Raw genomic sequence first — 18,956 nt, forward strand, 5'->3', positions numbered from 1 at the left:
GGGCTACCGATAGACCCCGGTAGCCCACGCCATCGGGCCGTGCTTTCCGACCAGGTAGCGCAGTGATTCATACTGCTGCTTCTTGCGCTTTTTGCCGCGAACGTCGATGTAGTGGTGGACCACCCGGATGCTGGGGTCGAACCAGCGATTGATTCCGCGCTTCTCCAACCGGATGGCAAGGTCTTGGGCGCCGTGGTTACGCATGTTGATGTCGTAGCCACCGATCGATTGGTATACGTCGGCAAAGATCAACATGTTGCCCTCATGCAGCCAGAATGTGGGCTGAGCTGCAGGAACCGCCAGAACATTCGGATAATGCCTCATGACTGGCCGGACCGCACGCTCGATTGTCCGGGCAAATCTAGGCCGGTGCCTCACCTGGTCGAGGATCGGCGGAATTGAAGTGATGTGCGTCTGTAGCGAGAACGCTGGGCCGAAATTGAAGGGCTCTTGGCTGCCATCAGCACGGCTCACCAAACCGCCGATCGCTCCGACCCCGTGATCGGCATAGCGTGCAGCGAGGTCGCGGGCTACCTCGGCGATGTTGTCAGTGGCAAGATCCATGTCAGCATCGATGAAGTGGATCAACTCATCGCCATCTAGCTTATTGAGGATTTGATTGCGGTTCGCGGTGCATCCCTGGTTGTGCCGGGCGGCGATCAACTCGACGCGACCATCGAATTCCTTGACGACGGCGACGCTCTCGTCGGTGGAGCCATCATCCATCACGTACACGCGGTCATAGCCCTGGGCCAGTACTTGCGGGAGCAGTTTCCGTAAGTGTTGACCCATGTTGTAGTTGGGTATTGCGGCGATGACTGGGATGGCGTTGGACATCTCGGTTGCTGGTTCTTTCTAGTGGCGCGGATGATCCGGGTGAACGAAGCACATACTTGCTTGCGAGAGTAGCGACAGCATGCGTCTTTGTCCGGCCTACGTTGCCTGAGATAACTGTGCCCGGGCTGTGAGGAACAATGCGGTCAACTTTTGGAGTCACCACGTGGCCGCGGACTATGAACTTAGCTAAGCACGGGAAGACGCGTTCCGCGCCGACGGCGAGAGCACCACTTGGCTGCATCGCATCTACGATTGTGCTCGTGCGAAGCAGCCTTTCAGAGTCGAGTTACGTGCCGCGCGTTGGTTATCTCGGATGGCACGGCTACGGCAATCTTGGTGACGAAGCGATCTACGACGCGGTCCGGTCTGAACTTGCCGGAGCGCGGTTCGTTGATATACCTAGAACACCGGGAGAGTACATCCGAGGAACCCTGGCGGGAAGCACGCGTGCCTTGCGCGGCGGCGCCCAAGTTATCGGTGGCGGAACGCTCATCGGCCGCCGTCACTGGCGTCTGCTGATAAAGATGGGTGAAAGGTTGACGCGTGACCAGCAGACCTATGCAATCGGCGTCGGCGTTGAAGACCCTGCTTTCGGCGGTAAGCGTAGCGGTTCTGCAAGAGGTGAGCTCGCGCGATGGCCGGCCGTCCTGTCGCGCTTTCAGAATGTGTCGGTCCGAGGGCCTCGAAGTGCGGAACTATTGGCGGATGTCGGCTTCGATGTGGCGGTGACGGGCGATCCTGCGCTTCTACTGCCTCGGCCCAAGGTGACGCCTGTGGATGGTTTGATCGGCGTCAATCTTGGTTTCCACGACGATCTTTGGGGGCATGATCCGGATTCCGTCGTCCACGAACTTTCGATAGCCGTCAAGCAATTGGCGTTGCAGGGGTATCGGTTCGTGGGGATCCTGATGGACGGCAGCGACCGCCGTTGGACTTCCAGAGTTTTGGACGGCGTCGACGCCGAGTTGATCGCGCCGCAGGATTCGCTAGCTGTGTCAGCGGAACTCGCGCGGTGCAGCTTGGTGATTGCAACGCGACTCCACGCGTTGATCCTCGCCGCTCTTTCCGATACTCCGACCATCTCACTCGAATACCAGCCCAAGTGTAGGGACTTCGCAATGTCGATCAACGACGAAAGGTCGTTGATTAGGACCGATGTGCTATCCAGTGGTGAAGTCGTCAGTCGCGCCCTGGATTCGTTGGCCGACAGTGCGGGTGTGCGTTCGATGAAGCGTGCTGCCGTCCAGACTTTGCGTCAACGCCTTCGAAATGAATTCAGCCGCGCGCGCCGACAAATTGGACTGCCACCCCATAGTCATGCTACGCCGTGATTACTCGACATCGACTTCGCATGAAAGCTCCATCGAAGTTCGCGAAAACGGATGGGTCGGCGCGAGACGGCATGCAGTATCGCAAGTTCGATGAGAGTCGTTGCGGCACATTGTTGCTCTTGCCTACTTATTGACCTCAGGGCGAACGATCCGCGGAGTAGTCGGTTTGAGAAATCCCGGTGGCCGAACTCTGAGGTCCGGTTTGAATGCGGGTATCCCCACCGCTGACCAATACGCGTGCCACCGAGATCTTGTCGGTTTTACTCCGAAGTCGAATAGCAACCGGGGACTATGGGGCAGCGCCGGCCCTGCCAGCACGGAGCGCGAGTGATTCTCGCCCGTGTCGACATGGTAAACGACTCCCGGGAACGGCAACGGCTCGAGGTTGAGCCCGTAGTCTTGCCACCATTCCAGTGCCCGTCGATGACCAGCGATCACCCGGTCGATGCGTTCAATGCCGAAAGCATCAACGACCTGCTCTTGGGAGGCAGCGGTCGATAGGTCAGCAGGCACCTCGTGTGCGCTGAACGGGACTATGTAGCTGGAGCCACAAATTCGGAAGAGTCGGCGTCGCGGCGCGTATGCGTTTCTGGTGCGTGAGTAGATGAAGCCGCGGCGTACCACCCAGCCGGGGCAGCCCGGATGGTCATGCACAAACGCTGCCACCTCACGATGAACGAAATCGTCCGCATCGAAGAACATCGTGTAGTCGGGATCTAGAGATCGAGCTGCACTCAGCCCGATACCCAATTTCGTGCCTTTGTCCCACAAATGCTGCGCTAGGTCATTCATCTGACCGGCGAATTCCGTCGGCGGCGGAAAGTCAACCTCTACAAAGTGAACTCGCGGAGGCAGTCGGAAAGAGGGGCGTTCGTTGCCTACTACCACTATCGCGTAGTCATCAGACGACTGATTACCGACCGAAGCCAGGGTGTCGCGGAAGTAGCCTTCCGTCCGCCGGTAATTCGGAGTGTTCGCCGGATGGCGAAGCGATGTTATGAAGACGAGCACCCGTCGGCCACCATTCTGCTGTTGCGCCGTCCAATACTCTCGAGAGACCGAAGAGCGCGTCATCATCTGGTCTGGTTTACCTGGACCATACACGGCGCAGTTAGCGCGGCAACCGGGACAATGCGGTTGAACGCGCCGCTGCTCAACATCTGATTTTGGCAGTTAATTCTGCGCATTTTGCCACAACACAGTCCGGGTCCGCTGTAGTCGGCAATCGTGAATTTTTGCGATCGCTCAGGCTTTGGCGCGCTACCGTTCATGCCGCAACTAAAGCCGAGAATTTCGTTGCTTCGACAAAGGAAGTTAACCCCTCGGTGGAGCGTTCCTGTACCGCCGAGGAAGCCGAGCAAGACCGCAGGACTACGTTCCGCGACCTAGGAGGTCATGGATTAGTGTTTCGGTAAAGCGGCCGGTGCGATGCGCATCCCAGTGCTCAGTTCGTCCCTAGAAGGAGATCTAGTCGTGCGTTTGACCGTCTTTGGCCTCGGCTACCTAGGGCTAACGCATGCCGTCTGCATGGCCGAGCTTGGACATGAAGTGCTGGGCGTAGAGGTCGACCAGCAGAAGGTCGCGAGGCTGGAGTTGGGCGAGGTGCCGTTCTTCGAGCCAGGCTTGGCCGATCTCCTGCGTAAACACTTGGACACCGGCCGGCTTACGATCACGACCGATTACGGACTTGCGGCCGAGTGGGGGACCCTCTTCTTCATTGCTGTGGGAACACCGCAGAAGAAGGGCGAATCCGCAGCAGATCTTCGTTACGTAAACGCGGTCGTTGACAATCTCGCGCCATTGGTGAGTCGAGATGTGGTGATTCTAGGAAAATCGACGGTTCCGGTGGGTACATGCGCGAAACTTGCTGAGCGCGCTGAGGTTCTGTCCGGGCATGCAATGATTGAGATTGCTTGGAACCCGGAGTTCCTGCGAGAGGGCTTCGCCATCCAGGACACGCTTCGGCCCGACCGGATCGTGCTTGGGTGCCAGCAGGGTGGTCGAGCCGAAGCGATGACTCGCGAGGTTTACGCCGCCATGTTGGACGTCGATACGCCGTTTGTCGTCACAGACCCTGGGACAGCAGAGTTGGTCAAAGTTTCTGCGAATGCGTTTCTCGCGACGAAGATCTCATTCATCAATGCCATCGCAGAGGTGTGTGATGTGGTGGGCGCCGATGTCAGAGCGGTCGCGGACGCGATTGGTTACGACGACCGTATCGGGCGCCGATTTCTCAACGCCGGCATAGGATTTGGTGGCGGTTGCCTGCCCAAGGACATCCGAGCCTTTATGGCCAGGGCAGGAGAACTCGGTGCGTCCGAGGCGCTGACATTCCTGCGAGAGGTCGACAACGTGAACATGCGTCGGCGAACACGAATGGTCGACGTGGCGCGTAAGGCCTGCCAGGGGTCGTTGCTGAACTCCAACATCGCAATCCTGGGCGCGGCCTTCAAACCAAATTCTGATGACGTCCGAGATTCGCCGGCACTGAACGTGGCGGGGCAGCTGCAACTGCAGGGTGCTTCCGTGACCGTATACGACCCCAAGGCAGTCGAGAACTCCCGGGCAGTCTTCCCGACTTTGGCGTATGCCGATTCAGTGCACGACGCGTGCGACAATGCGGATTTGGTGATGGTACTCACCGAATGGTCGGAGTTCCTACAGATTGCCCCAGCGGTTCTCGGCGCAGTCGTGCGCCATAAGACCGTTATTGATGGCCGTATGTGCCTCGATCGCGATAAATGGATCAGCGATGGCTGGACGTACCTGGTTTGATCAAACGTCGTAAACGTCAGTCGCCTACTTTGCCTGTCTCGGCGGCTTGCTCATAGTTTCTCATAGCCATACGGCCGAAAACCGTTGCGAGAAGAATCATCCAGATGGCGGTCGCGACAAGCGGCCACCAGATTTGCGTGCTGCCGTGGGACAACGCGCGCATAGCCTCGATAGCCGGTTTCACCGGCTGATATTCCGCCAGCGGTCGCAGCGCGGTGGGAATTCGTTCCACCGGGATAATCGCACCGAACGCTAGCCCCATGCTGCCGGTACCCACCCAAGCGAGGATCGTCCGTCCTTCGGTACGAAGCGCCAGTGAAACGACGACCGTTGCGAAGACCGCCACCACGACACTTGGAATAGTTAGATAAACCACCAGTCCAAGTACATGCCCGTGGAATCGGAACCCAAGCGCGTAACCGATGAGCAAGATCAACGCTGTCCCGAGTAGTGTACGCAAGGCCTCGGCTAGCAGAGTGCCAGTCAGCGCGCTGGCGCGGTGGACGGGCATTACCCATAGACGGGCGAGGAGGCCGGTTTCACGTGCTTGAGGCAGGATCATTCCTGCACTCACAGCACCAGACATCGCGCCCGCCACCGCGCATACGGGAATCAGGACGTCCAAGCCGCTGTCGCCAGTAATGCGGACCATGGACTTGCCGACGAGCAGGCTGTACGTCACCAGGAGCACCGTCGGAAGCAAAAGGGATTGCAGTGGAACTGTCGGGTAACTGCGCCAGTGCATGAACAGACGACCTGCGAATATCCAGCTCTCCATAAGCAACGAGTGCTGGCGCAGCGTAGACGGTAGATGCGCCGCCTTCGTGCGGTCGGTCATTGGGTCCGCCTCTGAGATTTGAGCGCCATCCAAGTAAACAGGAATAGCAGCCCGATGCACCACGCCAAACTCGTTGTGACATTAGTCGCGTCAATGCTGCCAATGGTGAATCCGCGCAAGGTCTCCGTGATCTGCGACACGGGTTGCCAATACACGGCAGGCTGCAACCACGTCGGAAAGGCCGTTAGGGGTGCGACTCCGGTCGACAGCAGGACGAGGAAGAGCTGTGGCACGAGGAGCAGCTGACTGGCGACTTCTGTGCGCCCAGCTTTCATGCCAGCGGCGTCGGCACCCAGCGACAAAGCGAGAGTGAGCGTCAATGCGACAGCGAGGAAGGCGGCGAAGTATAAGAACCCGGAGTCGAAAACGTAACCGAACACCGCTGCTGCCACGAAGGAGGCAATGATACCGATGATTCCACGTATGATGCAGTAGTTCATTCGCGCTGTCAAAGAGGCATACTGCGAAATCGGTAGCGTCCGCAAGCGGGTACCCATTCCCGTGTTTTTCTCTGTTGCAGCACGATCTGTTGTTGTGAGTGCACCGAAAAGCATGGCTTGCACCACGACAGCCGGCAACACGTATTGCGCGTAGCTCATTTCGCCCGTGTCAATTACCCCGCGCAGCAAGAAAGTCAAGCCGAGCAGACCGAGCAGGGGCGCAACAGCCGCGAATATCAGGTCGACCCTGTTACGTTGCAGAACTCGGGCCGTGAGGATGGCAGGTGCGTTCATGGCCTCTTGGATGGGGTCGTCAAGTGTAGAAATACTTCGTCCAGCGAGGGGCGACGCAGCGAGATGTCGAGCAGGTCCACGCCGATTTCGTCAATCTTTCGGAATACTTCAGCCAGTGTTGAAACGCCTCCCGGAGCCGGTACGGACACCGTGCTCGAGTCTGCATCCACCTCGATCTCGTCGAAACCGGCAAGTGCCGCAGCTATGCGAGGCAGGTCGCTCGGATTGACTGCAGTCATCTGACAGTAGCTATCACCAATCTGACGCTTCAGGTCATCGGCGGTGCCACTGGCCACGATCTGGCCGTGATTCAGGATGACTATTGAATCGCTTAATATATCCGCCTCTTCGAGGTATTGCGTCGTGAGTAGCACGGTTATGTCTTGAGCTTTAAGTGAGGCGACCAGGTTCCACACATCGCGACGGCTACGCGGGTCAAGCCCAGTCGTCGGCTCATCGAGGAAAAGCACCTTGGGAGGCACCACCAAGGACACTGCAATGTCGATGCGCCGTCGCATGCCGCCTGAGTAACCACTGACTTCGCGATCGGCGGCATGTCCCATATCGAATTGATCGATCAAGTCGTTTGCGCGAGCCCGAGCTTCCACCCGGCGCATGCCGCGAAGCCGCCCAAACAAGATCAAGTTTTGGCGTCCGCTCAACCGCAAGTCTAATGCGGCGTCCTGGCCGGTGACCCCTATGCTCCTGCGGACATTCGCCGCTTCCTTCGCAACGTCGTAGCCAGCCACGAGCGCGGTACCCGACGTCGGTTTCAGCAACGTCGACAGGATATTGACTGTGGTTGTCTTGCCAGCCCCGTTGTGGCCCAGCAAAGCGCAAACTGACCCGCTTGGAACCGAGAAGCTCACGTCGCGCAAGGCGGGGACGTCCCCGCCGAATGTTTTGGCGACATTGATGAGCTCAATCACGGAGACATACGATACAGACGCTGTGGCCTCCGGTCTGTTCGACGTAGCGAAGGCGAACCATCATCAGACGCCTCACGCCTTGAGTGGGTACCATTCGTCCAGATCGAGTCGTGCCGATTGTTTGCCGGCAGCGGCGTCCGCGTGAGGGGGTTTGGAAAGTGATCTCATTCGTCATACCCGCGCTAAACGAGATCAAGACCATCGAGTCAACGCTAAAGTGCATTGCCGAGTACTCCGGCCCCCACGAGATTATCGTCTCCGACGGCAACAGCACCGACGGCACGGTCGAGTTGTGCAGTCGGTACGCGGACAGGGTGGTTGTTTACGATCGCCCAGAACGGCAGACTATCGCGCTCGCTCGGAATATGGGGGCCGCCGAGGCGCGCGGCGATTTTCTGGTGTTTCTAGATGCTGATGTGACGATCCCAGAAATCGATTCATTTATTGAGTATGCGCTGGATTCTTTCCGTCTACGTCCAAATCTGGTGGCTCTGACCAGCCGATACCGCGTGCGGCGGGACGACCGGACGTGGTCCGATCAGGTAATGTTCACTTTGCTGGGACTGCAGTTCTGGTTCCAGAACAACGTACTCGGCATCGGCGGGTCTGGCGGTGAGTTCCAGATGATCTCAGCGACTCAGTTCCGGCGAGTAGGTGGATTCAATCCGACGCTCACGGCAGCCGAAGATATGGACTTGTTTCGAAGGTTGTCAAAGATTGGTAAAACTCGCTTCGAGAATGGCCTGACCGTGTTCCACACAGGACGGCGTGCCCACGCGGTCGGCTGGGGCAAGCTGGTGCGCGACTGGGGCGCAAACTCGCTGTCGGTCTTCCTGTTCCAGAAGTCGGTCAGCAAGGAATGGAAAGAGGTTCGCTGACACTGGCAGACCGCTGGAGTGCGACACGCCGGGCGGCACGCCGACAGTGAAAAGTCCTCCCGCGCGTCCGTCAGGAGGTGTCGGTACCGAGCCCTAGACTGACTGGCCTATGGGTACCGGTGCATCGTCTTCAAGCTTCGTGCATCTGCACAACCACACCGAATACTCGATGCTCGACGGTGCCGCGAAGGTCAAGCCGATGATCGCCGAGGCGCAGCGTCTCGAGATGCCGGCCATCGGGATGACCGACCACGGCAACATGTTCGGCGCCAGCGAGTTCTACAACATCGCCACCGACGCCGGCATCAAACCGATCATCGGTATCGAGGCCTATATCGCCCCGGCGTCGCGGTTCGACACCAAGCGCGTGCAGTGGGGTGACCGCAGCCAGAAGGGCGACGACGTCTCCGGCAGCGGTGCCTACACGCATATGACGATGGTCGCCGAGAACGCCACCGGCCTGCGCAATCTGTTCAAGCTGTCGTCTCTGGCCTCGTTCGAGGGCCAGCTCGGCAAGTGGTCGCGCATGGATGCCGAGCTGATCGCCGAGCACGCCGAGGGCATCATCGCGACCACCGGCTGCCCGTCCGGCGAGGTGCAGACGCGGCTGCGGCTCGGACACGAGAAGGAGGCCGTGGAGGCCGCCGCCAAGTGGCAGGACATCTTCGGGAAGGACAACTTCTTCCTGGAGTTGATGGACCACGGTATCGAGATCGAGCGCCGGGTCCGCGAAGGTCTGCTGGCGGTGGGCCGCAAGTTGGGCATCCCGCCGCTGGCCACCAACGACTGTCACTACGTGACGCGTGAGGCGTCGCACAACCACGAAGCACTGTTGTGCGTGCAGACCGGGAAGACACTGTCCGATCCCACCCGGTTCAAGTTCGACGGGGACGGCTACTACCTGAAGTCGGCCGCCGACATGCGGGCGCTGTGGGATCCGCAGGTGCCCGGCGCCTGCGACTCGACGCTGCTCATCGCCGAGCGCGTCCAGCCCTACACCGACGTGTGGACACCGCGCGACCGGATGCCGATCTTCCCGGTGCCCGAGGGCCACGACCAGCAGTCCTGGCTGCGTCACGAGGTGCACGCGGGTTTGGCGCGCCGTTTCCCCGAGGGCGCCGCGCAGGAGTACCTCGACCGTGCCGACTACGAGATCAAGGTCATCTGCGACAAGGGCTTCCCGGCCTACTTCCTCATCGTCGCCGACCTGATCAACTACGCCCGGTCGGTGAACATCAGGGTTGGTCCGGGCCGCGGATCGGCCGCCGGATCACTGGTGGCCTACGCCATGGGCATCACCAATATCGATCCCATCCCGCACGGGCTGCTGTTCGAGCGCTTCCTCAACCCCGAACGCCCGTCGGCTCCCGATATCGATATCGACTTCGACGACCGTCGCCGCGGTGAGATGGTGCGCTACGCCTCCGACAAGTGGGGCAGTGACCGGGTCGCCCAGGTCATCACCTTCGGCACCATCAAGACCAAGGCCGCGCTGAAGGACTCGGCCCGGGTCAACTACGGCCAGCCGGGGTTCGCCATCGCCGACCGCATCACCAAGGCGCTGCCCCCGCCGATCATGGCCAAGGACATCCCGCTGTCCGGTATCACCGATCCCACCCACGAGCGGTACAAGGAAGCCGCCGAAGTGCGCGGTCTGATCGACACCGATCCCGATGTCCGCACCATCTACGAGACCGCGCGCGGCCTGGAGGGCCTGGTGCGCAACGCCGGCGTGCACGCCTGCGCGGTCATCATGAGCTCCGAGCCGCTCGTCGATGCAATTCCGCTGTGGAAGCGGCCGCAGGACGGCGCCGTCATCACCGGATGGGACTATCCATCGTGCGAGGCCATCGGCCTGCTCAAGATGGACTTCCTGGGGCTGCGCAACCTGACCGTCATCGGTGATGCGCTGGAGAACATCAAGGCCAACCGCGGCATCGACCTGGACATGGATCACCTGCCGCTCGACGATCCGGCGACCTACGAGTTGCTCTCCCGCGGTGACACGCTCGGGGTGTTCCAGCTCGACGGCGGCCCGATGCGCGATCTGCTGCGCCGCATGCAGCCCACCGGTTTCAATGACATCGTCGCGGTGCTGGCGCTGTACCGGCCCGGACCGATGGGCATGAACGCGCACAACGACTACGCCGACCGCAAGAACGGTCGCCAGCCGATCAAGCCGATCCATCCCGAGCTCGAAGAACCGCTCAAGGAGATCCTGGCCGAGACCTACGGCCTGATCGTCTATCAAGAGCAGATCATGTTCATCGCCCAGAAGGTCGCCTCCTACACCATGGGCAAGGCCGACGCGCTGCGAAAAGCCATGGGCAAGAAGAAGCTCGAGGTGCTCGAGGCCGAGTACAAGGGCTTCAAGGAGGGCATGACCGCCAACGGCTTCTCCGAGGCCGCCGTGAAGGCGTTGTGGGACACCATTCTTCCGTTCGCCGGGTACGCCTTCAACAAGTCGCACGCCGCCGGCTACGGTCTGGTGTCGTTCTGGACGGCGTACCTGAAGGCCAACTATCCCGCCGAATACATGGCCGGTCTGCTGACCTCGGTCGGTGACGACAAGGACAAGGCTGCGGTCTACCTGTCGGACTGCCGTCGGCTCGGAATCACCGTGCTGCCACCGGACGTCAACGAATCGGTGCACAACTTCGCCTCGGTCGGCACCGATATCCGCTACGGTCTGGGCGGTGTGCGCAACGTCGGCGCGAATGTTGTGCAGTCGATCATCACCGCACGCAACGACAAGGGTAAGTACACCGATTTCTCGGACTACCTGAACAAGATCGACATCACCGCCTGCAACAAGAAGGTGACGGAATCACTGATCAAGGCCGGCGCGTTCGACTCGCTGGGCCACCCTCGTAAGGGTCTGTTCCTGGTCCATGCCGATGCCGTCGACTCGGTGCTGGGCACCAAGAAGGCCGAGGCCGTCGGGCAGTTCGACCTGTTCGGTGGCGGCGACGCCGATTCTGGGATGGAATCGGTGTTCACCATCCCGGTTCCCGAGGGGGAGTGGGAGGACAAGCACAAGCTTGCCCTCGAACGCGAGATGCTGGGTCTGTATGTGTCCGGCCATCCCCTCGACGGGGTGGCGCATCTGCTCACCTCGCATATCGACACCCAGATCCCGGCCATCCTGGAGGGTGATATCGCCAACGACACCCAGGTGCGTATCGGCGGCATCCTGGCCTCGGTCAACCGGCGGGTCAACAAGAACGGATTGCCGTGGGCCTCCGCGCAGGTCGAGGATCTGACCGGTGGTATCGAGGTGTTGTTCTTTCCGCAGACCTACTCGGCGTTCGGCGCGGACATCGCCGATGACGCGGTGGTGATCGTCGGGGCGAAGGTGGCCATCCGCGATGACCGGATCTCGCTGATCGCCAATGATCTTGTGGTGCCCGATTTCTCGAATGCGCAGGGAGACCGGCCGGTGGCGGTCAGCCTGCCCACTCGCCAGTGCACGCACGACAAGGTGACTGCGCTCAAGCAGGTGTTGGCACGCCATCCCGGTACCTCGCAGGTGCATCTGCGGCTGATCAGCGGAGAGCGGATCACGACGCTGGAACTCGACCAGTCGCTGCGGGTGACGCCGTCGTCCGCGCTGATGGGAGATCTCAAGGCGCTGCTGGGCCCCGGCTGCCTGGGCGGTTGATCCGCGGTCAGAGGTCGATCGCCGCGATCGCGCTGTCCGGCCACAGGTCGCGGTGGCGTGTCCGCCGGAACTTCTCACCGATGGGCAGGTCGCGGTGGACATTGGTGATACCCGGAATTTTCAGTAGCGGCAGGATGTTCCACTGCCACCCGTAACGGCGATGTAGCGCGGTGTTGGCACGCTGCGCGTCGTCGCCGGCCAGCATCCGGGCCCGACCGGGCATGAAATCACCCACCTTGTTGCCGCGGTGATCGCATATCGCGAGTCGGACGTCCGGATGGGCTTGCAACCTTCGCGTCTTGGGTCCGATCTTGCTGCGGAACAATACCGTTCGGCCTTCGAGAACGAACCAGATGGGCGTGTCGACCGGCTCTCCGTCCCTGCGGTAGGTGCGCAGCATCGCGTAGCGGGATGAACGTAGGGCGGACAGATCGGCTCTGGTGGATGTCATGATCGACAGTGAACAACTTAGAGTTGACTCGAAGTCAAGTCCTGCGAGGAGGCCGGTTCCATGGCGGCATCGATGACGATAGGCGAGGTGGCCGTCCGCGCCGGCGTCGCGCCGACCGCGCTGCGCTACTACGAGCAGGTGGGTCTGCTACCGGCACCGGACCGCGTCGGCGGTCAGCGGCGTTATCAGGAATCCGTGCTGGTGCGCTTGGACATCATCACCGCCTGCAAGGCGGCAGGTTTCGCCCTCGACGAGATCGCAGTCCTGATGGGGGATGACACGCCGGGCAAGACCGTGGCCCGCGCCCTGGCCGAGGCCAAGCTCGTCGAGATCGATGAACAGGTGCTGGCGCTGCAGCACGCCAAGGAAGTCATCGCCCGAGGACTGGATTGCCCATGTCCGTCGATCGAGGATTGTTCGTGCAGAATTCCGCACGCCATGCCGACCCAGTGCTAGCGGCGGGCCGACATCCCGCCGGTCAGCCACACCACAGTTGACGTAGCGGCTGCGGTCAAAACGGCCGGGGCCAGGCTGGCGGTGACGACGCCGACGACGACCAGCACCACTGCGCCCACCATCAGGGCAAGCAGCTTGTACATCGGCCAGGGGACCCCGGCGATGGGAATTTCGGAGCGCGTCGTCACGCCTACACGATAACTCTGAACATGAAGTTCGGGCAACCGAAATCTTCGATCCGGCATGTCGCCGCGAGCATAACCGGTTTTCGCAGGCGGCCCAGGTAGTGGCACCATTGTCGGGTGTCGACCGATCTGAATCACCGCACTTCGCCGCTGACCGCCACCGACGTGGACGAGGCAGCCGAGCGAATTAGCGGTGTCGTTACGGTCAGCCCGCTCCAGTTCAGCGACCGACTGTCGCACATCACCGGCGCGCAGGTGTATCTCAAGCGTGAGGACCTGCAGGCGGTCCGCTCCTACAAGCTTCGTGGTGCCTACAACCTGCTCATGCAGCTGACCGCCGAGGAGCTCGCTGCCGGCGTGGTCTGTTCCTCGGCCGGCAACCACGCCCAGGGTTTCGCGCTCGCATGCCGTTCGATGGGTGTGCACGGCCGCATCTATGTGCCGGCCAAGACGCCGAAGCAGAAGCGCGACCGCATCCGCTATCACGGCGGCGAGTTCATCGAGCTCATCGTCGGTGGCAAGACCTACGATCTGGCGGCGCAGGCCGCCCTCGACGACGTCGCACGCACCGGCGCCACCCTGGTGCCGCCCTATGACGACCCGCGCACCATGGCGGGGCAGGGCACCATCGCCGTCGAGCTGCTCGACCAGTTGCCCGGCGAGCCGGACTTGGTGATCGTCCCCGTGGGTGGCGGAGGTTGTATCGCCGGTATCACCACATACCTGTCCGAGCGCACCACCAGCACCGCGGTGCTGGGCGCCGAACCGGCCGGAGCCGCGTCGATGCTGGCGGCGCTGGCGGCGGGCACCCCGGTCACCTTGGAGCATGTCGACCAGTTCGTCGACGGCGCCGCGGTTGCCAGGGCCGGTACCCACACTTACGCCGCGCTCGCCGCGGCCGGTGACATGCTGTCCATCACGGCGGTCGACGAGGGCGCGGTCTGCTCGGCAATGCTGGATCTCTACCAGAATGAGGGGATCATCGCCGAACCCGCCGGCGCCCTGTCGGTGGCGGCGCTGTTGGAGGCCGATATCACCCCCGACACGACGGTGGTCTGCATCATCTCCGGCGGCAACAACGACGTCTCGCGCTACGGCGAGATCCTGGAACGTTCGCTGGTGCACCGGGGACTCAAGCATTACTTCCTGGTCGACTTCCCCCAAGAGCCCGGTGCGTTGCGCGGATTCCTGGACACCGTGTTGGGTCCCAACGACGACATCACGCTGTTCGAGTACGTCAAGCGCAACAACCGCGAGACCGGGGAGGCACTTGTCGGTATCGAGATGGGATCGGCAGGCGACCTGGATGGGTTGCTGAAGCGGATGCACGATTCCGATGCGCACGTCGAGCTGCTGGAGCCGGGTTCACCGACCTACCGATACCTGACCTGACATCATGCCGACGACACCTCGACGAGGTCGTCATCGTTCGCCCGGAAGAACGGCTCGATCGGGACCCGGTATGCAGCGGCGCAATCGTTGAGCACCGCCGCCCAACGCCTGTCGTGCGCCGAAATCCCATCCCGGCCGGGCCTGGCGAGTAAGAAAGCCACCGTGGTGTCCGGCGGGCTGTCATCCATCAATTCGGCGATGACGCGCATCAAGCGCAGCGCGTGTGTCGGATCCGGTCTCAGGTCGACCTCCACTTCGGTCAGCACCTTGATGAATCGCCGGTCCGATCCGACGAACAGGAAGTGAAGCAGCGGTCTGTAAAAGCTGAACGGGCCCATCAGGGCTCGCCAACGTTGGCCGATGTCGGCGGAGGACTGCACCGGATCGGTGGCGGATTCGAGCGGCGGAATCGGAAGAATGGCAGACATATCCGCATCGTGGCGAACGCGCTGCAGCCTCACAATGCGCTGTGCACAGGCTGTGGAAGCTCAGTTGACAGTTCGCAGAATTGCGAAACAATACCCCGGCACCACGGTCGCGTCACCCTCGCTGGTCGGCTGCTCCCAGGCCAAGACGACCTCACCCGTGACCGGCACCGACACCGGCGATTCACCGAGGTTGCACACGACGGCGAACGCGCCGCGATGCAGCACGATCCACCGTGCGTCCTCGTCGAAGTCGACGCGCAGGTGCGTCAGCCACGGGTCGGCGAAATCGGGTTCGCCGCGACGCAGCGCTATCAAGGCTCGGTAGGTTTCCAACAGTCGGGCATGCACACCGTCGCCCACCTCCGCCCAGTTCAGCTTCGAACGCTCGAAGGTGGCCGGATCCTGTGGGTCGGGAATCTCGGCGGCGTCCCATCCGTGGGCGGCGAACTCGGCCTTGCGACCCTCCGCGGTGGCACGGGCCAGCTCGGGTTCCGGATGGGAGCTGAAGAACTGGAACGGTGTGCTCGCACCCCACTCTTCACCCATGAAAAGCATTGCCGTGTAGGGCGATCCGAGTGCCAGGGCCGCCTTGACGGCGAGCTGGCCGGGCGTCAGGTTCTGTGACGGGCGATCGCCGATGGCGCGGTTGCCGACCTGGTCATGGGTCAGCGTGTAGGCCACCAGTTTGGTGGCCGGGATGGTGGCGGTGTCCAACGGGCGGCCGTGCCGCCGGCCGCGGAACGACGAGAACGTTCCGGCGTGGAAGAAGCCGTTCGCCAAGGTCTGGGCCAAGGTCTGCAGGGAACCGAAGTCGCCGTAATAGCCCTGCCGCTCACCGGACACCGCCGTGTGGATGGCGTGGTGGATATCGTCATCCCACTGTGCGGTCATGCCCAGACCACCCTGGTCGCGCGGGGTGATCGTGCGCGGGTCGTTCATGTCGCTCTCGGCGACCAACGACAGCGGACGGCCCAATTCTTGTGCCAATTGCTCGGTCTCGGCGGCCAGCTCCTCCAGAATGTGCACTGCGGTGGTGTCGACCAGTGCGTGCACGGCGTCCAGGCGCAGCCCGTCAGCGCCGAAGTCGCGCATCCAGCGCAGAGCGCAGTCAATGATGTAGCGGCGCACCTCGTCGGCACCGGAGTCGGCGATGTTGATCGACTCGCCCCACGGGTTGCTGCCGCTGGACAGATAGGGGCCGAAGCGGGGCAGGTAGTTGCCCGATGGGCCGAGGTGGTTGAACACCGCGTCGATGAGTACGCCGAGACCGCGGCTGTGACAGGCATCGACGAACCGCAGCAGGGCATCCGGCCCACCGTATGGCTCGTGCACGGCGTACCAGAGCACACCGTCATAGCCCCAGCCGTGCGTCCCGCTGAACGCGTTGACCGGCATCACCTCGACGAAAGCGACGCCGAGATCGACCAGATGGTCCAGCTTTGTGACCGCGGCATCGAAGGTGCCCTCGGGGGTGAACGTCCCGATGTGCAACTCGTAGATGGTCGCGCCCTCGACGCTGCGCCCGGCCCAGGGCATCGGGAGATCGCGCGGTCGCCAGAGTTGCGACAGCCCGTGCACCCCGTCGGGTTGGCGCGCCGATCGTGGGTCGGGCAGCACCGTGTCGTCGTCGTCCAGGACGAACCCGTACCGGCTCTGCGGGGAGGCGGCGATCTCGGCGCGCCACCAGTCGCCGTCCTCGCGCACCATCGGGTGCCGGGACCCGTCGACGTCGACCTGGACCCGCTGCGCCCGCGGCGCCCATACTTCGAAGGAGGTCATCACGCACGCTCCAGCAGCACGGCCGGCAACTCGGCGAATAGGTCGGCCGCGGCGACCGGACCGGACAGCCTGCGCCCGGTCAGTCTGTCGGTCCATGTCCCGTCGGGCAAGGTCAATGTGGTGTCACCCCATCCGGTTTCGGTCAACCCCGCGGTCCATCGACTCACGGCCACCGCCACCTCGGAGCCGCGGCAGAACCCGATGACGTGATCGGCGGCCACGCCGTGCGACAACAGCGGCCGATGATCGCCGGCCAGGAAGCTCTGGGGCCGTTCCCTGCGCAAGCGCAGTGCGGCACCGACCACCCGGATCTTGGGGTCGGTGCCCGCGGCCAATGCCGCCCGCCGCGCCGCATAGTCGACCGGGCGACGGTTGTCGGGATCGACAAGGCTGTCATCGAGCAACTCGGTGCCCTGATAGACGTCCGGGATGCCCGGCACGGTCAGCGCCAGCAGCTTCTGCCCGACGGCGTCGTTGACGGCGTGCGGGTGCAGCTGATCGACCAGCGCGGTCAGCTCGGTGGCGACCGGTCCGTCGACGACGGAGTCGAGCCACTCGTGCACGGCGGTCTCGAATTCCGTGTCGGGCTCGTTCCAGGAGGTGTGCACCGCGGCTTCCCGGATGGCCTTCTCGGCGTAAGCGTGCAAGCGATCACGCAATTCGTCGGTGACCTCGCCACCGACCGGCCACACACCGAAGATGTTCTGCCACAGGAACAGTCCGGTGGCAGCATCCGGCGGTATCACCACCTGCGACCAGCGCGCGACCCGGTCGGCCCACAGCGCAGGCACCTGCGACAACACCCCGATCCGGGCGCGGACGTCCTCGCTGCGCTTGGTGTCGTGCGTCGACGTGGTCACCATGGCGCGCGGCCACAGCTGCGCCCTCGCCGCGGCGCGGGCGTGGAACTCCGCCGCGCTGACGCCGAAGCGGTCCGGCTCGCCACCGACCTCGTTGAGCGATACCAGCCGCGCGTCGCGGTAGAACTCGCAGTCCTCGACGGCCTTTGCGGTCACCGCGCCGCACAACTGTTGAATTCGCTTGGCCGACTCGCCTCCCATCGCGACGGCGGCCGCGACGATCTGCAGCGGCTCGGCGAGATCACCACGTGCCGAGATGGTTTCGGCGATCGCCACCGGTCCCACCGCCGCCAGGACAGGGTAATCGAACCGGTATACCCCGATGTGGGTCAGCAGTTCGGCGACCGACTCCGACAGCCGCGGGTGATCCGACCCGGTCTCGGCCACGATCGCACGGTGCAGTCTGGCCAACTCGCTGGCCAAGGTCACGGTGGCGGCTCGGATCTTGAGCTCGGCGACCTGCGTCTCGTACTCGGCGTCGGTGTCGTACATCCCGCTCAGTTCCGGCTCGGCGGCGGGATCGACGAACAGTCCACCGATCTCACGCAGCGCGTCGTAACCGGTGCTGCCGTCCACGGGCAGGGTGACGTCCAACGGCTCATCGGGAGCCAGGATCTTCTCGATGACGATCCAGGCGGCGGGTCCGACCAGATCGCGCAGCCACCGCAGATAGTTCGCGGGGTCGGTCAGCCCGTCGGGATGATCGATGCGCAGACCGTCGACGAGGCCTTCGGTGAACCAGCGCCGCACCTCGGTGTGCGTCGCATCGAACACCGCCGGATCTTCCTGGCGCAGACCGGCAAGCGAGGTGATCGAGAAGAAGCGTCGATATCCGCACACATTGTTGCGCCAGCCGATGAGTTTGTAGTGTTGGCGGTCGTGCACGGCGGGGCCCGCGGCGCCGTCGTCGGCCGTCCCTGCGGCGATGGGCCAGGTCCGCTCACCCAGGCGCAGCACATCACCGTCCACCGTGAGGTCGGCGACGTCGTCGTCGGAACCGAGCACCGGTAACAGGATCCGGCCGTCGGCCACCTCCCAATCGATGTCGAAGAACGCTCCGAACGACGAATCCCGGCCGTGCTTGAGCACATCCCACCACCAGGCGTTCTGGGTCGGATCGTCGACGCCGACATGGTTGGGCACGATGTCGACGATGAGTCCGAGGCCGCGGGCGCGCGCCTGGGCCGACAACTCGGCCAGCCCCTCCGGACCGCCGAGGGCCGCCGAGACGGTCGTCGGGTCGGTGACGTCGTAACCGTGGGCCGAACCATGCGCCGCGGTCAGGATGGGGGACAGGTACAGGTGTGAGACGCCGAGGTCGTGCAGATAGTCCAGCAGGTCCACCGCGTCGGCGAAGGTGAACGAGTCACCGCGCATCTGAAGCCGATATGTGGAGACCGGGACACCCATCAGCCATTACCG

At 62.7% G+C, this 18,956-nt stretch carries 16 protein-coding genes; 6 read left to right on the forward strand and 10 right to left on the reverse strand.

Features of this window, described 5'->3' with window-relative positions; translation table 11 throughout:
• Positions 1-3: 3 nt before the first annotated feature.
• Positions 4-837 (reverse strand): glycosyltransferase family 2 protein, encoded by an 834-nt coding sequence (locus ACWDUN_RS05320; RefSeq protein ID WP_449925508.1) that lies wholly within the window; start codon positions 835-837, stop codon positions 4-6.
• A gap of 260 nt (positions 838-1,097) precedes the next feature.
• On the opposite strand from ACWDUN_RS05320, the gene ACWDUN_RS05325 reads away from it, so the two are divergent.
• Positions 1,098-2,168, forward strand: coding sequence for a polysaccharide pyruvyl transferase family protein (locus tag ACWDUN_RS05325; RefSeq protein WP_449925511.1), 1,071 nt, complete (start codon positions 1,098-1,100; stop codon positions 2,166-2,168).
• A gap of 123 nt (positions 2,169-2,291) precedes the next feature.
• On the opposite strand, the gene ACWDUN_RS05330 is transcribed toward ACWDUN_RS05325, so the two are convergent.
• The gene (locus ACWDUN_RS05330) at positions 2,292-3,179 is read right to left on the reverse strand and encodes a glycosyltransferase family 2 protein (RefSeq protein WP_449925514.1); all 888 of its coding nucleotides are present in this window, start codon (positions 3,177-3,179) and stop codon (positions 2,292-2,294) included.
• Positions 3,180-3,641: 462 nt separating this feature from the next.
• Here ACWDUN_RS05330 and ACWDUN_RS05335 point away from each other — a divergent pair, with 462 nt between their 5' ends.
• On the forward strand, positions 3,642-4,943 hold the full coding sequence (locus tag ACWDUN_RS05335; protein ID WP_449925517.1) for a UDP-glucose dehydrogenase family protein: 1,302 nt from the start codon (positions 3,642-3,644) through the stop codon (positions 4,941-4,943).
• Positions 4,944-4,959: 16 nt separating this feature from the next.
• On the opposite strand, the gene ACWDUN_RS05340 is transcribed toward ACWDUN_RS05335, so the two are convergent.
• Genes ACWDUN_RS05340 through ACWDUN_RS05350 form a run of 3 tightly spaced genes read right to left on the reverse strand, consistent with a single transcriptional unit; the run spans position 4,960 to position 7,444 of the window.
• Positions 4,960-5,781, reverse strand: coding sequence for an ABC transporter permease (locus ACWDUN_RS05340; protein ID WP_449925520.1), 822 nt, complete (start codon positions 5,779-5,781; stop codon positions 4,960-4,962).
• Entirely contained in the window at positions 5,778-6,515 is a 738-nt protein-coding gene (locus tag ACWDUN_RS05345) for an ABC transporter permease (protein ID WP_449925523.1), read from the reverse strand. The genes ACWDUN_RS05340 and ACWDUN_RS05345 overlap by 4 nt, the downstream gene beginning before the upstream one ends.
• Complete coding sequence (locus ACWDUN_RS05350; RefSeq protein WP_449925525.1) at positions 6,512-7,444, reverse strand: ATP-binding cassette domain-containing protein; 933 nt, start codon at positions 7,442-7,444, stop codon at positions 6,512-6,514. Before ACWDUN_RS05350 ends, ACWDUN_RS05345 begins: the two co-directional genes overlap by 4 nt.
• A gap of 158 nt (positions 7,445-7,602) precedes the next feature.
• Between ACWDUN_RS05350 and ACWDUN_RS05355 the strand changes: the two genes are divergently transcribed.
• Positions 7,603-8,322, forward strand: a complete 720-nt coding sequence (locus ACWDUN_RS05355; protein WP_449925527.1) for a glycosyltransferase — start codon at positions 7,603-7,605, stop codon at positions 8,320-8,322.
• A 109-nt stretch (positions 8,323-8,431) separates the two neighbouring features.
• Positions 8,432-11,983 (forward strand): DNA polymerase III subunit alpha, encoded by a 3,552-nt coding sequence (gene dnaE, locus ACWDUN_RS05360; RefSeq protein WP_449925530.1) that lies wholly within the window; start codon positions 8,432-8,434, stop codon positions 11,981-11,983.
• Positions 11,984-11,990: 7 nt separating this feature from the next.
• On the opposite strand, the gene ACWDUN_RS05365 is transcribed toward dnaE, so the two are convergent.
• On the reverse strand, positions 11,991-12,434 hold the full coding sequence (locus tag ACWDUN_RS05365; protein ID WP_449925533.1) for a PPOX class F420-dependent oxidoreductase: 444 nt from the start codon (positions 12,432-12,434) through the stop codon (positions 11,991-11,993).
• A gap of 60 nt (positions 12,435-12,494) precedes the next feature.
• Between ACWDUN_RS05365 and ACWDUN_RS05370 the strand changes: the two genes are divergently transcribed.
• Complete coding sequence (locus tag ACWDUN_RS05370; RefSeq protein WP_449925535.1) at positions 12,495-12,890, forward strand: MerR family transcriptional regulator; 396 nt, start codon at positions 12,495-12,497, stop codon at positions 12,888-12,890.
• Here ACWDUN_RS05370 and ACWDUN_RS05375 read toward each other — a convergent pair.
• Entirely contained in the window at positions 12,887-13,078 is a 192-nt protein-coding gene (locus ACWDUN_RS05375) for a hypothetical protein (protein ID WP_449925538.1), read from the reverse strand. The two genes, ACWDUN_RS05370 and ACWDUN_RS05375, sit on opposite strands and share 4 nt — an antisense overlap.
• A 114-nt stretch (positions 13,079-13,192) precedes the next feature.
• Between ACWDUN_RS05375 and ilvA the strand changes: the two genes are divergently transcribed.
• Positions 13,193-14,467 carry a threonine ammonia-lyase IlvA gene (gene ilvA / locus ACWDUN_RS05380; RefSeq protein ID WP_449925541.1) on the forward strand — a complete coding sequence of 425 codons (1,275 nt, stop codon included), beginning with the start codon at positions 13,193-13,195 and terminating at the stop codon, positions 14,465-14,467.
• Between the two features lie 2 nt (positions 14,468-14,469).
• Here the strand turns inward: ilvA and ACWDUN_RS05385 are convergent, their stop codons facing one another.
• From ACWDUN_RS05385 to treY, 3 genes are read right to left on the reverse strand one after another with little or no spacing between them, the layout of a single operon-like run.
• Positions 14,470-14,928, reverse strand: a complete 459-nt coding sequence (locus ACWDUN_RS05385; RefSeq protein ID WP_449925543.1) for a hypothetical protein — start codon at positions 14,926-14,928, stop codon at positions 14,470-14,472.
• A 27-nt stretch (positions 14,929-14,955) separates the two neighbouring features.
• The gene (gene treZ, locus ACWDUN_RS05390; protein WP_449925546.1) at positions 14,956-16,674 is read right to left on the reverse strand and encodes a malto-oligosyltrehalose trehalohydrolase; all 1,719 of its coding nucleotides are present in this window, start codon (positions 16,672-16,674) and stop codon (positions 14,956-14,958) included.
• Positions 16,674-18,944 carry a malto-oligosyltrehalose synthase gene (treY, locus tag ACWDUN_RS05395; protein WP_449925549.1) on the reverse strand — a complete coding sequence of 757 codons (2,271 nt, stop codon included), beginning with the start codon at positions 18,942-18,944 and terminating at the stop codon, positions 16,674-16,676. Before treY ends, treZ begins: the two co-directional genes overlap by 1 nt.
• Positions 18,945-18,956: the final 12 nt, after the last annotated feature.

It is taken from the genome of Mycobacterium sp. NPDC003323 (assembly GCF_053589535.1).

Excerpts from the sequence above, each read along its gene's own strand:
- dnaE (WP_449925530.1), top strand. The coding sequence starts at position 8,432 with ATGGGTACCGGTGCATCGTCTTCAAGCTTCGTGCATCTGCACAACCAC.
- ACWDUN_RS05345 (WP_449925523.1), bottom strand. The coding sequence starts at position 6,515 with ATGAACGCACCTGCCATCCTCACGGCCCGAGTTCTGCAACGTAACAGG.
- treZ (WP_449925546.1), bottom strand. The coding sequence starts at position 16,674 with ATGACCTCCTTCGAAGTATGGGCGCCGCGGGCGCAGCGGGTCCAGGTC.
- ACWDUN_RS05370 (WP_449925535.1), top strand. The coding sequence starts at position 12,495 with ATGGCGGCATCGATGACGATAGGCGAGGTGGCCGTCCGCGCCGGCGTC.
- ACWDUN_RS05340 (WP_449925520.1), bottom strand. The coding sequence starts at position 5,781 with ATGACCGACCGCACGAAGGCGGCGCATCTACCGTCTACGCTGCGCCAG.
- ACWDUN_RS05365 (WP_449925533.1), bottom strand. The coding sequence starts at position 12,434 with ATGACATCCACCAGAGCCGATCTGTCCGCCCTACGTTCATCCCGCTAC.
- treY (WP_449925549.1), bottom strand. The coding sequence starts at position 18,944 with ATGGGTGTCCCGGTCTCCACATATCGGCTTCAGATGCGCGGTGACTCG.
- ACWDUN_RS05320 (WP_449925508.1), bottom strand. The coding sequence starts at position 837 with ATGTCCAACGCCATCCCAGTCATCGCCGCAATACCCAACTACAACATG.